Raw genomic sequence first — 13,831 nt, 5'->3', positions numbered from 1 at the left:
TTGAACATGGTCATCTGAAGCAGGCAATTGACATTCTTCCAAGTCATTGTAGGTGAGAATTAGTTCGATTAACGTAACTACTAAACGTTATTCGGCCGGCGTGGGCTGACGTAGTCGTGCTATGTTTGCGGCTTGCCATTGCTCATGTTCGCCGCCATGCCCATCCTCACGCCTTCCGGTCTTTCTGCGCGACGCCTGCTGCTCGGCAGTCTGCTTGCCGCTTGCCTGATGATCCAGGCCGGCTGCGGCGCCATCCAGGCCGCGAGCAGCGGCGACGCCGGGCAACCGTGGAAGGTCAGCGACCGGCGCCATGTTCCATTCAGCGAGCTGGCGGGCCAGGCGCGCGCGGCCGATATCGTGCTGCTGGGCGAGACCCATGACAATCCGGCCCACCATGCCACGCAGCGGCGCCTGCTTGAATCCCTGGCCGACAGAAAGCCTGCGCTGGTGATGGAGCAGTTCGACCTCGAGCAGCAGGCCAGCCTGGATACGATCCTGCGCTCCGGCGGCACCCGGCAGGAAAAGCTGCAGGCGTTGAAAACATTAATGAAGCCGGGCTGGGAGTGGCCTGGTTACGAGGGCCTGCTGGCCACGGCGCTGGAACGCGGCCTGCCGGTGCTGGCGGCCAATATCTCGCGGGAAGCGCTGCGCGAGGTCAGCCGCAACGGCGTCGCCGCGCTGGGCGATGGCGCCTCGGCCCAGCTCGGGCTCGATACCGGCTGGAGCGCCGCGCAGCAGGCCAGCCTGCGCCAGGATGTCGTGGCTGCGCATTGCGGCATGCTGCCCGAGGCGGCCGTGGGCGCCATGGTCAATGCCCAGCGAGTGCGGGACGCCATCATGGCCGACCGCCTGCTGTCGGCGCCGGGCAGCGCGGTCGCGATTCTGGGCCGCGGCCACGTCAGGCAGGACCTGGCGGTGCCGGTCTACCTCAGGCAGCGCGCGCCGCAGAAAAAGGTGCTGTCGGTGGCGCTGGCCGAAGGCGAGCTGGACCCGGAGGCGCCACAGCCATATGACTATGTGATTCCGGCAAAGGCCGTCAGCCGCGCCGAGGATCCCTGCGCCGAACTGGCGGCGCAGAAGCCGGGGCCGGCGGCACGCTGACCGGCTGTTCAGTCGCTGAGTTAACGGTAGTTTGTTAAAGACGGAGATGAAGGTTGATTCCGTCGTTCCCAATAAGGAATTTCACCAAAGCAGCCAGTTCGGCAGGCGGGGGCTTGGCGAAGCAGGCATGCCAGCAGCGCGTGAGCCAGTGCAGCGGTGTCAACCATGCCCGTACCGAACGCAGCAGGCGGGGCCAGCGACATCGCATTGGCAGACGGACGGCTTGGCTTTTTTTTCCGCACCGGGGAAGTGTCCGGATTGTGCAGTCGCGCTTGCTGCGCTTCCTGCCACCAGCAAAAAGCAAAGGCACAGCACACTAGCACCCAGTGGCGGCGAATCGCCCGGTCACTGCGCACCATGAAGTCTGCCCAGCCAAGCTGATCCTTCATTTGCTTGTAGCCTTGCTCAACCCAGTGCCGCAGGCCGTACAACCGCACCACTTCTGCCAAAGGAGCCGCCTTGAGCGGCAGGTTGGTCGTCAGGTACCAGGTCGACGGCTCCGGTAACGTGCTGCGGTCGGTAGTGGCGCAAATGGCGCGCACCGGCTTGCCAGGGCCATACCCCAGGAAGGTCAGTTCCGCAGCCCACCATTGTTCGACATGGCCGTCCCGGAAGTGGCGCGTCACCTTGTGCCAGTCGCGTGAATGCAGTTCCTCGATCGCTTCGTCGAAGGAGTGGGCAACATCGGCAGGTGCCCAACCACGTCCTACTGTGCCGCGGTGTGACAGCACAAAGGGCAGGCGGCGTTGCCGCAACGTTGCCACGAGTTCGCGATGGTCGCCGTAAAAGCAGTCGGCCACAATGGCCTTGAAGGCAATGCCAGCAGCCAATGCCCGCTCCACCAAAGCCAGGGCAATTTGTGGCTTGCTACGGAAGGCAGGATCTTTCTTGCCGTCTTCCAGTCGGCTTTCCGGGGTGTACGGGGCGACATGCAGAGGATAATACCGCTGCTCATTGGCCCATAAGGTCGTGACCGCGACGATGCCGTTATCGACCTTGCCAACCGAACCCAGGTACTGACGTGCTACATGGTCGGTGGCATAGCCATCCTTACGGTCGCCAGTGTCATCAATGACAAGAACCCCATCAGCATCACTTGCTGTAAGCGGATCGTCCCCCAGCAACTGCAATGTCCGCATCGTGATGAGGTCGGCATCCCAACAGGACTCGGAGAGGAAGAACTGCAGTTGCTGTACGGGCGCTGTCTGCGCCTCGACGAGCGGCTCGGCACCGGCTAATGCCGTGAGCGTCTTGGGCCGGTCGCGCGGTGCCAGCAGACCAGCAAGATAAGTGCGAAAGTGATGACGTTGCGCCAGCGAATGAAACAAGGGATCGAAGTGCGTTGCGTAATCTTCGAGTGGACCGGGTGCTGGCGGGCAAGGACGGCGGGCAGTCATGGCAGCATACCTCCTGCCACCAGCCTAGACCATCAGTCCACTCCTTTCAACAAACTACCGTTAAAGCGCTTTCGGCCGGACCAGCCTCATGCTGCAGGCCCCGGTGCGGCGCACACGGCATTGGGCTTCGTTGCCATGCCATCAAGGTCGTAGGGCGGAATACCCCGAAGGGGCATTCCGCCATTCGTCGACCAGGAAAGGTCCTTGGAATGATCTTTCCGGTATGCGACCTACGGTGCAATGCCCTTCGGGTATTGCACTCTACGGATCGCCGGCTTTTTGCGAGTGACGCTGGAATGAGCAGGCAAAGCGTCATGGAAGACGTAGGGCGTAATACCCCGAAGGGGCATTACGCGCAACCGCCACGGTCGCCACGCCAGCCCGGCGCTTGCAACGGCAGAGGCCGTGGAATGCCCCTTCGGGGTACTCCACCCTACCATAGCTGCCCGTTCACCATAGTCTGTGATGAACATCAAGCGTAGCCTGGGTGAAGCGCAGCGCAACCCGGGATTGCCCCGTTATGCAATAGATGCCTCCCGGGCTTTCCTGGCTCATTCTCGAACCCTGCCTTTTCCATCTCGCTGGCACAGCGGCTGGCTTCACCGGTGGATGGCCCGGGTTGCGCTGCGCTTCACCCAGGCTACGGACGGCATGCCTGCCCTGGTGGCCTTGCACAGGACCGCCTGCGGCACCGTGTTCCGCCAGCGCCTGGCTGCGGCTGGAAAGCCAACCAGGCTCGTCCATGTCGCCTTTGGCGTGCTGCAGTTACGGCAAGCCGATCCAACATGACATGGGCTTGACTGGCATGACAGTATCTACCGCGGTGCGGCTCTTCCAATGGCAGTCTCGCCTGGCCGGCTGATGCCAGTCACGCTGGAAACGCGCTAATGAGCCTTGATCAGCCTTCATCAGCCGCCCGGCCGTCAATAGCGCCGGACACGGAAATCATGGCGGGGCACGATGGTGGTCGAGGCAATCAGCATCGACAGCCCGAGGATCAGCTGCGTCAGCAGATAGGCGGGCAGCGGCCAGATCTGGCTGCCGGGCGGCGCGGTGCCGGTGGCGGCGCTGATGACCGGCGCGGCCCATTCCGCTTCCGGCGTCACATCCAGCAGCACGTCGCCGTCGGCGGTGGTATGCAGATAGATCTCGCCGCCGGCTTCGAGGTTGAAGCAGATGCCCTGGCCCTGGCCGGAGCCCAAGGCCATGCTGTCAGGCCGGCCCAGGGTGCGCTGCAGGTCGCGGTTGTAGTTTTCTATCCAGCCTTCCACATCGCCGCTGGTTTCCAGATGGATCCAGGGCCGGGTAATGGGCGGCGGCGCGTCGTCGAAATCATCCATGGCTTGTCGGTGCTCGTTCATCAGTGAAACGGGCCGACATGGTAGCGCATGCCGGCCCGTTCAATGCATGGCGCGTGCCGTTCAGGCCGGCGTCGCCATCTGCTGCGGTATTGCGCTCTGCGCCTTGAGCACGTCGCCGATGGCGCCGAACAGCTGGTCGATCTGGGCCCGGTCGATGATCAGCGGCGGCGACAGCGCGATGATGTCGCCGGTGGTGCGGATCAGCACGCCCTTGTCCCAGAAGCACTTCAGGAACACGTCGAAGGCGCGCGCGGTCGGCTTGCCGGGCACCGGTTCCAGTTCGATGCCGCAGATCAGGCCGAGGTTGCGGATGTCCTTGACCCAGGGCAGGCCGCGCAGGCTGTGCGCCGCTTCCTCGAAATACGGCGCCATCGCGGCGGCCCGCTCGAAGATCTGCTCGTCGCGGTAGACATCCATGGTGGCCAGCATCGCCGCCGACGCCAGCGGATGGCCGCTGTAGGTATAGCCGTGATAGAACTCGATGCTGTCCTGCGGCGCGGCGCGCATGAAGTCGTCGTGGATATCCTGGCGCACGATGACCGCGCCCATCGGCACGGCCGCATTGGTCAGGCCCTTGGCGCAGGTGATCATGTCCGGCACCACGCCGAAATAATCGGCCGCGAACGGCGCGCCCAGGCGGCCGAAGCCGGTGATGACTTCATCGAAGATCAGCAGGATGCCGTGCTTGTCGCAGATGGCGCGCAGCTTTTGCAGATAGCCCTTGGGCGGCAGGATCACGCCGGTCGAGCCCTGCACCGGCTCCACGATCAGCGCGGCCACCGTGGACGGGTCGTGCAGGGCCAGCAGGCGCTGCTCGAATTCGTCGGCGATCTCGGCGCCATGGTCGGGCAGGCCGCGGCTGAAGGCATTGCGGGCGATGTCCAGCGGATGGCGCAGATGGTCCACGCCGGCCAGGGTCGGGCCGAAATGCTTGCGGTTGCCGGCGATGCCGCCCACCGCGATGCCGCCGAAGCCCACGCCGTGGTAGGCGCGCTCGCGGCCGATCAGGCGGGTGCGCAGCGAGTCGCCGCGCATGCGCTGCCAGGCCACGGCGATTTTCAGGGCGGTGTCGACCGCTTCCGAGCCGTCGTTGCAGAAAAATACCCGGTTCAGGCCTTCCGGCGCGATCGCGGCCAGCGCGCTGGCCGATTGGAAGGCGCCCGGATGGCCCATCTGGAACATCGGCGCGAAATCCATCTCGCCTGCCTGGCGCCGGATCGCTTCGGTGATCCTGGGATGGCCATGGCCGGCATTGACGCACCACAGGCCGGCGGTGCCGTCCAGGATCTGGCGGCCGTCGTCGCTGGTGTAATGCATGCCGGACGCCGACACCAGCATGCGCGGCTTGTTCTTGAACTGCCGGTTGGCGGTGAAAGGCATCCAGAGGTGTTCGGTAGTCAGGTCTGCGGGCATGTCGGCTCCCTGTTGAAAAAGAAGAATCCTGCCATGGTAGCCGTTGTTCGGCTATGCGGTGGAGTAAGCTTGCATCCTGATGGGAAATCTTCCGCTGCCGCACGGGCCTGGCATGGTCCGCTGGCCTCGGAGGCCGCTTATGCATGAGTTAAACTGTCTCCGTTTGTAAAAACCGCTCATGAAAACCGGACGACGATATATCGTTACGCACAAGCAACTCGATCCTTCGTTTGTCCACACCGCCTCTTCCAGGAACAAGAAATGACCCCGAGAATTTCCTTGGCTGCATTGCTGCTCGCCAGTGCCTTTTCCAGCCTCGCCATCTCTGCCCATGCGCAGGACTATCGCTACGACAACCGCTATAGCCAGGACTACCGCACGCCGCCGCCGGCCTATGTCGCCCAGCCGGCGCCGGCAGGTCCGCCGCCGATGGTGTTCCAGGACAATGCCCGCGTCACCCGGGTAACGCCGCGCATCGAGCAGGTCAGCATGCCGCAGGAAGAGTGCCATATGGAGGTGGAGCGGGTAGCGCCGCCGCCGCAGACTGCGCAGGGACAAAACATCGGTGGCGCCATCATCGGCGGCCTCGCAGGCGGTCTGCTGGGCAACCAGGTCGGCGGCGGCAATGGCCGGACGGCGGCAACGGCAATCGGCGCGGTCGGCGGCGCGCTGGTCGGCCAGAATGTGGCTGGCAACATGAACGGCAGCCAGTTGCCGCCCGGTCCGATCGAGCGCCAGGTACGGCGCTGCAATGTCGTCAACCGGGTGGTCGAACGCAGTGCCGGCTACGACATCACGTATGTCTACAACGGCCGCACTTACAACACCGTGATGCCGAGCGATCCCGGCACCAGCCTGCGGGTCAACGTGTCGGTCAGCCCGGCCTATTAATCTGATTTGACTGCCATCCCATGCTGAAAAGCCTTACCCGCCTCTGGCTCTCCGGCGTCAAGCAGGCGGCCAAGGCGCAACGCAGCCAGCAGCGCAAGCTGCTCAAGAGCCTGCTGCCCAAGCCGCCTGCCAAGGCCAGGCGCAAGCCGGTAAAGGCGGCCGTCACCAGCCTGACGCCGCCCAAGGCACCGCGCAAGGCGGCGGCCCCGGTCCCAACCGCTGCCGGTATCCGCCTGCCGGGCAAATGGATGGCTTTCTACTATTCCTCGCTGGCTGACGGCGGCAAGTTGCCGGCCCGGCGCATGCCTTACTGGCTTTACATACCGGCCAATGCGCCGGTCGGGCCGCTGCCGCTGGTGGTAATGCTGCATGGCTGCGAACAATCGGCCGAGCAGTTTGCGCGCGGCACCCGGATGAACGCGCTGGCGGAGCAGAAGGGCTTTGCGGTGGCCTATCCCCAGCAGTCGCTGCGCGGCCATCCGAACCGCTGCTGGCACTGGTACGAACGCACCACCCAGGACGGCGGCGACGATGTGCGCCTGATTGCCGGCATCATCGACAAGGTCTGCGCCGCTTATCCGATCGACCGTGGCCGCGTCTACGCCGCCGGGCTGTCGGCCGGCGCCGGCATGGCCAACATCCTGGCGCTGCGCCACCCGGACAAGATCGCCGCGGTCGGCCTGCATTCCGGCCCGGTTTTCGGCGCGGGGCACAGCACGACCGGCGCCTACGGCGTAATGCAACTGGGCGCCTCGCATCTGGCCGAACATGCCATACGAACCCTGCTGGAAGGCGCGGCCAGCTTTCCGGTGATGCCGGCCATTCTGATCCAGGGCAGGGAAGACCGTGTCGTGCGGCGCATCAATCAGGACCAGCTCGAGGCGCAGTTCCGCCTGATCAACCGGCTCGGTGCGGACAGCGCCGAGCCGCCGGTGGACAAGCCGGCCCGCACCTCGGGACGGCGCCAGTCGCATGCCTATCGCATCCGCGACTACCGGCACGGACGCCGGATCCTGCTGCGGGTGTGCGACGTTGCCCAGCTCGACCATGCGTGGAGCGGCGGCGACTGTAGCCTGAAATACAATGCCTGCGCCGGCCCGGATGCGAGCCGCATGATGTGGGATTTTTTTTCGCGCCATCGTCGCTGAATCCCAACGAAGCAGGCTTGCGAAAGGCGACTATCGGCCGCATACTGGTTTTTCATACAGTTGAGCCGTCATCATCTTGTCCAAGTCCGCTCCCCCCCGCCTTGCATTTGTCGATCTGGAAACCACCGGCGGCACCGCTACCACCGACCGCATCACCGAAGTCGGCATCATCGAAGTCGATGAAGACGGGCAGGTGCGCCAGTGGAGCAGTCTGGTCAATCCGGAAATGCCGATTCCGGCCTTCATCCAGTCGCTGACCGGCATCAGCAACGAGATGGTGGCGCAAGCGCCCACCTTCGCCGAGCTGGCTGACGACATACAGGCCCGGCTGGCCGACCGCATCTTCATTGCCCACAACGCCCGGTTCGACCACGGATTCCTGAAGAATGAATTCCGCCGCACCGGCCATGAATTCCGGCCGCCGGTACTGTGCACGGTGCGCCTGTCGCGCAAGCTGTTTCCGGGATTTGCCCGCCACAACCTCGATTCCATCGTCGAACGCCACCGGCTGGAAGTCACGCAGCGCCACCGCGCCCTGGGCGACGCCCAGCTGATCTGGCAATTCTGGCAAAAGCTGCCGGAAAGCCATGCGCCGGAGGTGATCGAGGAAGCGGTGTCGCGGCTCCTGACGCGGCCGACGCTGCCGTCGCGGCTGGACGCGCTGCAGATGGACAGCGTGCCTTCGAGCCACGGCGTCTACCTGTTCTATGGCGAGAATGATTTGCCGCTGTATATCGGCAAGGCCAACAATCTGCGGCGCCGCATCCTGTCCCATTTCAGCACCGACCATGCGCTGCCCAAGGAACTGGCGATCAGCCAGCAGGTCGAGCGCATCGACTGGCTGCATGCCAGCGGCGAACTGGGCGCGCTGCTGCGCGAGGCAGCCCTGGTCAAGAAGCTCAAGCCGGCCCATAACGTGAAGCTGCGCGCCAACGAGGAGATCTGCTCCTGGCGGCTCATCGAGCGCAACGGCAGCCTGCGGCTGGCGCTGGCAAACATCAATGATCTGTTCTTCGGCCATGACCCGGCGCTGTATGGCCTCTACACCAGCAAACGCAAGGCTACCGATGCGATGAAAGCCATCGCCGACGCGCACAAGCTGTGCCATGTCACCCTGGGGCTGGAAAAGCCGCGCGGCGGCAAGGCCTGCTTCGCCAGCCAGGTCAAGAAGTGCATGGGCGTGTGCGCCGGGCGCGAGCCGGTGGAAGAGCACAATGCCCGGGTGCTGGAGGCGCTGGCCGGCATGCGGCTGCAGCCCTGGCCTTATGCCGGACCAATTGGCATTCTCGAAGGCGATAACCTGCATGTGGTGGACGGCTGGGCTTATCTCGGCACCGTCCATATCCATGATGACCCGCGCATTCTTACCCGGCGCGGCCAGCAGCCTTTCGATCGGGATGTGTATCAGTTACTCAACAAGAAACTTGGGGGTCTTGGCGACCGCGTGCGCCTGCTTGTTCCGTGAGAGCCTTGGTTTACTCAGAGCAGCTGGGGTGGGGAGCGCTACCACCCATCGTCCGGAATTTTCATTCTTGCTGGCGCCCGTCGCAGCTGGTTATGGTCTTGTCGCCGGCTCCAGCATGTGGAGGTTTTTGACGGACGCGCATGCATGCTCGCAGCGCGTCAGGCTTTCACCAGAAATACATGAATTGCCCCAAAAAAATTGTTTTATTGAAATAATTTTCGGTATTATTGTAATAATGCAATAAACCGTAATAAGTCCTGTAGCGATTTGGCCTTGCCCGTCGAAAAGTGCCGGCATAGCTTTTTTATGCAATGGCGTCAGTGACGGAATTTTGGCTTAATTGCCTTTCAGTATGAATTTGGCGTTTCCGTATGCGATCAGGTGACCAGAGCAGAGGCGGGCATTGATGGTGAAGGTAGGCATGAAGACGGCTTTGCGGCGCGTGCGCCTGTCCACGGAAATTGGGCAGGCCTGGTTTCGACTGGCGTCCGCGATCCTGGCGCTTGGCGGTTTTGCGCTCGCCCGCCTGTGGCAGGTCGGCCCGGGCCTGAACGAAATCACGATCCTGACCGGCTGCTATGCTGCCTTCTCGGCAATCTGGGTGCAGGTTGTTACCCGCGGGCTGTTGCCCGGGAAGGTCAGGCGCATAGCCAGCATCCTGCTCGACCAATTGACCTTTGCCGCCGGCATTGTCGTCGGCAACGCCTACTGCGCGCCGCTGATCTGGATGCCCGTCAGCATTGCGCTGGGCAATGGCCTGCGCTTCGGTCGCCGCTATACCCGCTTGTCGGTCTATATCGGCGCCGCCTCCACCGCGCTGGCGGTCATGCTTTCCCCTTACTGGCTGGGGCAGCCCGGCCTGGCGCTGGGCCTGGTGCTGTCGATCCTGATCGTGCCGCTGTATGCCTCGGCGCTGAATGCACGCATGGCCAGGGCCAAGCGGACGCTGGAGCGGCGGGCAGCACGTTTCGAACTCGCTTCCATGACGGATTCGGTCACCGGCGCCCTGAACCGGCATGGTTTCATGAACGTGCTCAACGAGCGCGCCGGGGCAATGCGTTCGACGCGCGGCTCGGGGGCGCTGATGCTGCTGGACCTGGACGGTTTCAAGGCCGTCAACGACGCCTGCGGCCATGCCGCCGGCGACATGGTGCTGGTCGATACAGTCAGCCGCCTGAGCCGCTGCTTTCGCGCCAGCGACAGGGTGGCGCGCATAGGCGGCGATGAATTCGCAGTGTTGCTGGTGGATATCAAGGACCAGGCGCAGGTGGAACAACTGGCCGCGCTGGCATTGTCTGCCATTGCCGACATCCGCATCGAACAGGACCCCAGCCTGTGCCTGAGCGCCAGCATCGGCATCTGCATGCTGCCGCATCCGCAGGCGCAGAGCCTGGAAGCCATGCTGCATCTGGCCGACAGCCTCATGTACGAGGCCAAGAAAAGCGGCAAGAACCGCTTCCGTATTTCCGGCCCCGGCTATGAGCGGGCCGTGGTCGCGGCCTGAATGGCATCGCGGCGCTCCTGACGAATTGCGCAAAAGTGGCCGGTGTGGCCCATGCTAGCATCGCCGCTTTGTGCATAACCGGGGAGGACAAGAATGGCAACTGTGCGAATTTCGCCTACGGAAGTTCAGGTTGACGACGTGATCTATCGCTATGCGAGCGCCAGCCAGGCCGACGCATTCGAGGCTTGCGTGGCTGCGGTGGATGTCGCGCATTGCGTAACCGATCATCCGCCGCAAGCGACCCGCAAGGTCGATGAGGGGGAGGCCGGCGCCAGCACCAGCACCTGATGCCTGGCCTTGCCTGCCAGGCAAAACCTGTCGTGAAGCTGCCCGCCGCATGCCGGCGGGCAGGCAACCAGCCCAGGCCCGCCGCAGCTTTCCAGTGACAAGTCGCTTTCCGACGCAATCAGCCTGGTCAGGCCACAGGCGGGAAACAAGTGGCACTGGCGGTGTCGCCAGCCTGTTCCGTAAATCCCCACCTCCACGCTTCCCGGCGTCGCGCCAGCAGACTGCCATCCGCACCGCCTGCGCCACATTGCATCCCCTGCCGGACGTAGCGGGAAGACAGATCGGCGCATCGGCCGCAGGAAATGCTGTCCATTCCATTCCATTGCTTCCGCAAAGATGAAGCGCAACCGCATTGCCCGGCAAAACATTTGAAGCAAACCGAAGCCAGCAAGATGGGACGGCAGCACTCTCGCCAAGTTATTTCTCTCCAAGAACTTTGAATCGGCAAAAAATCAGGTTATGCTGTTTGTTGCTTTAAGGAAAAATAACAAAGCAGCTGGAAAAGCTGCGCGATCAAAGGCATAGCTGGAGACCCCAGGCGGTGAATAATCAGGAAACAGACGAACTCAGAAGCGCCCTGGCGCAACTGCGGTTTTTGAAGGGAAACATGCGCCATGTACTGGCTTGGCCGCTGCTATGCCTTTGCATAGCGGCCCTTGCCTGGGTGCTGACCCTGTCGCATCTGGCATCTGAGGAAAGGCGCGTGCATGACACCGCCATTCTCGATGCCCAGGCGCTGGCCAAGTCCTATGCAGAGCAACTGTCGCGCTCGGTCGAGCAGATTGACCAGATCACGCTCAATCTGGCGTATCACTGGCGGCGCAGCGGCGGCGCGATGCGGCTGGAAGACCAGGCCGGGCAGGGGCTTTTCCCCGATCATCCCGATCTGTCGATCGCCATTTATGATCGGACCGGCAAGCTGCTCACCAGTCTTCTGGAGGCGCAGGGCCGCGTCACGATCGCGGACCGGAAGTATTTCCAGGCTCACCGCGACGGCCAGATAAGCGGCCTGCACATTGAAAGCGTCGAACGCAGCCGCATGACCGGCAAGCCCACCGTGATCTTCAGCCGCGCGTTGAAGGATGACGCAGGACGCTTCGACGGCCTGCTGTATGTCGCCGTGCCGCCGGCGTTTCTGGCCTCGTTCTATGACAAGGCAGCGCAGGGCGCCAATGATGCCATGGCTGTCGTCTCCAGCCAGGGTGATCTCATTGCCGTCAAGACCGGCAGCAATCTGGCCGGCCCCGGCACGCTGGCGCGGCGTCCGGCGGTTTTTGCCGCCGCACAGGGTAGCCGTCTTGTGGACGGCAAGGAATTCATCGACCAGCGCGCGCGCATCGTGGCCTGGGACCGCCTGGCGCGTTATCCGCTGGTGTCGGTGGTGGCGCTGTCGCAGGAGGACATCTATCTGCCGTTCCGGGCGCAGAAGCGCAATTACATCGGCATGGCCACCAGCGCCAGCCTGCTGCTGCTGGTCGCGGCAGCGCTGGGCAGCGTGCTGTCCGGCCGCCTGGTCTGGCGCAAGCATCAGGCGGCTGCCATCGCCGACACCTACCGGCTGGCGATCGAGGGCGCGCGCGAAGGCTTCTTCATGGCTCGCGCGCTGTATGGCAGGAAGCGCAACATCACCGACTTCGTGCTGGAGAACTGCAATGAGCAGGGTGCGCGGATGCTGGGCTTTCGCAGAAGCGATCTGCTGGATGTGCGTTTCTCGCAGATCTATCGGGGCAGGCAGCTGGCCAAGGTGATGTCCATCTTCGTTAACGCCATGCAGGCCGGTTTTCGCGAGGACGAGTTCAGGCAGGTCCAAAAGGGCCGCATCAACTGGATGCACCGGCGGCTGGTGCGCTCTGGCGACGGCGTGGCCATCACGCTGCGCGACATCAGCGAGGCCAAGGCCCATGAGCAGGCGCTGGAAGTGCTGGGCAACACCGATGCCCTGACGTCGCTGAACAACCGCCACTGGCTGACCGGCTACCTGCCGGCGGCGCTGTCCGATGCGCGCCGCCACGAGGCCAGGCTGGCAGTGCTGTATCTCGATCTGGATGACTTCAAGGACGTCAACAACACCATGGGGCACGATGCCGGCGACGATGTGCTATGCCAGGCAGGGCAGCGGATCCAGTCGGTGCTGAGGCCGGGCGACCATGTGGTGCGCCTGGGCGGCGATGAATTCACGGTGCTGTTGTCCCAGGTCGATGCCAGGGACGATGCGGTCCGTGTCGCGGCCCGCATACTGGACGTGCTGGAGGCGCCGTTCCAGGTGCGGGGCGGGTTCGCGCCGAAGGTGCGGGCATCGGTGGGCATCAGCATCTATCCGGAAGACGGCGGCAGCGCGGAAGCCCTCCTGAAGCACGCTGACACCGCCATGTATGCCGCCAAGAATGAGGGCAAGGCCCGCTATGCCTTCTATACGCCGGCGCTGACCGAGGAGATCGTGCGCCGGGTCAGCAATGAATCGGCGTTGCGGCGCGCCATCGAAGAGCGGCAGTTCGTGCTGCACTACCAGCCGCGCGTCAATGCCGCCAGCGGGGAATTGCTGAGCATGGAAGCACTGGTGCGCTGGGCGCATCCGGAGCGCGGCCTTGTGCCGCCGCTGGAATTCATTCCGCTGGCCGAGCAGACCGGACTCATCGTCGACATTGGCAGGCTGGTCATCGAGCAGGCCTGTGCCCAGATTGCGGCCTGGCAGGCGCGGCGGCTGCGGGTGGTGCCGGTGTCGGTGAATGTCTCGCCGGCGCAATTTGCCCAGTCCAGCCTGAAGGAGATCATTGCGGCAGCGATCAAATGCCATGGCATCGCGCCGTCGCTGCTGGAGATCGAGATCACCGAGTCCTGCATGATGCAGGATAGCGACCGGGTCGCTGAGGACATTGCCGCGGTCAAGGCGCTGGGCGTGCGGATCTCGGTGGACGACTTCGGCACCGGTTATTCCTCGCTCTCCCAACTGCAGCGGCTCGATCTGGATGTATTGAAGGTGGACCGCGCCTTCACCAAGGCGCTGGATGGCGGCAAGCAGGGCGAGGCATTCTTCATGACCATCGTGTCGATGGCCCATATCCTGGACATGCAGGTCGTGGCGGAAGGGGTGGAAACCCTGGAGCAGCTGAGGATATTGCAAACCCTGGGCTGTAACGAGGTACAGGGCTATTTCATTTCACGCCCGGTACCTGCGGTGCAGGCCGAGGCATTCCTGACGCAGCGTTATTTCGCGTTGCAGGCGCAGCCTTCGCTGCAGCCGGCCTGAAGCGTCAAGCCGGACT

Annotated in this window: 10 protein-coding genes; 7 read left to right on the top strand and 3 right to left on the bottom strand. The window is 63.6% G+C overall.

What is annotated here, in order from left to right:
- The first annotated feature begins 144 nt into the window (after window positions 1-144).
- Window positions 145-1,101: a ChaN family lipoprotein gene (locus KTQ42_RS08940; RefSeq protein WP_217345194.1), complete on the top strand. Its 957-nt coding sequence runs from the start codon at window positions 145-147 to the stop codon at window positions 1,099-1,101.
- Window positions 1,102-1,121: 20 nt separating this feature from the next.
- Here KTQ42_RS08940 and KTQ42_RS08935 read toward each other — a convergent pair whose 3' ends face one another.
- The 3 genes from KTQ42_RS08935 to KTQ42_RS08925 form a co-directional block, all read right to left on the bottom strand.
- Complete coding sequence (locus KTQ42_RS08935) at window positions 1,122-2,498, bottom strand: IS701 family transposase (protein WP_217345193.1); 1,377 nt, start codon at window positions 2,496-2,498, stop codon at window positions 1,122-1,124.
- Between the two features lie 923 nt (window positions 2,499-3,421).
- The gene (locus tag KTQ42_RS08930) at window positions 3,422-3,838 is read right to left on the bottom strand and encodes a hypothetical protein (RefSeq protein ID WP_217345192.1); all 417 of its coding nucleotides are present in this window, start codon (window positions 3,836-3,838) and stop codon (window positions 3,422-3,424) included.
- A gap of 81 nt (window positions 3,839-3,919) precedes the next feature.
- On the bottom strand, window positions 3,920-5,272 hold the full coding sequence (locus tag KTQ42_RS08925; RefSeq protein WP_217345191.1) for an aspartate aminotransferase family protein: 1,353 nt from the start codon (window positions 5,270-5,272) through the stop codon (window positions 3,920-3,922).
- Window positions 5,273-5,533: 261 nt separating this feature from the next.
- Between KTQ42_RS08925 and KTQ42_RS08920 the strand changes: the two genes are divergently transcribed.
- The 6 genes from KTQ42_RS08920 (at window position 5,534) to KTQ42_RS24340 (ending at window position 13,815) form a co-directional block, all read left to right on the top strand.
- Complete coding sequence (locus KTQ42_RS08920) at window positions 5,534-6,163, top strand: glycine zipper 2TM domain-containing protein (protein ID WP_249222695.1); 630 nt, start codon at window positions 5,534-5,536, stop codon at window positions 6,161-6,163.
- 20 nt (window positions 6,164-6,183) lie between these two features.
- Window positions 6,184-7,311 (top strand): PHB depolymerase family esterase, encoded by a 1,128-nt coding sequence (locus KTQ42_RS08915; protein WP_217345190.1) that lies wholly within the window; start codon window positions 6,184-6,186, stop codon window positions 7,309-7,311.
- 76 nt (window positions 7,312-7,387) lie between these two features.
- Window positions 7,388-8,776: a 3'-5' exonuclease family protein gene (locus KTQ42_RS08910; RefSeq protein WP_249222694.1), complete on the top strand. Its 1,389-nt coding sequence runs from the start codon at window positions 7,388-7,390 to the stop codon at window positions 8,774-8,776.
- Between the two features lie 421 nt (window positions 8,777-9,197).
- Window positions 9,198-10,280, top strand: a complete 1,083-nt coding sequence (locus KTQ42_RS08905; protein WP_217345189.1) for a sensor domain-containing diguanylate cyclase — start codon at window positions 9,198-9,200, stop codon at window positions 10,278-10,280.
- A 93-nt stretch (window positions 10,281-10,373) separates the two neighbouring features.
- On the top strand, window positions 10,374-10,568 hold the full coding sequence (locus tag KTQ42_RS08900) for a hypothetical protein (RefSeq protein ID WP_217345188.1): 195 nt from the start codon (window positions 10,374-10,376) through the stop codon (window positions 10,566-10,568).
- Between the two features lie 703 nt (window positions 10,569-11,271).
- Window positions 11,272-13,815: an EAL domain-containing protein gene (locus KTQ42_RS24340; protein ID WP_217345187.1), complete on the top strand. Its 2,544-nt coding sequence runs from the start codon at window positions 11,272-11,274 to the stop codon at window positions 13,813-13,815.
- The last annotated feature ends 16 nt before the right edge of the window (window positions 13,816-13,831 follow it).

The sequence above is a fragment of the Noviherbaspirillum sp. L7-7A genome (assembly GCF_019052805.1).
Taxonomy (GTDB): Bacteria; Pseudomonadota; Gammaproteobacteria; order Burkholderiales; family Burkholderiaceae_D; genus Noviherbaspirillum_A.
The sequence above is the reverse complement of the archived record's forward strand: the minus strand, read 5'-3'. Positions and strand labels throughout refer to the sequence as shown.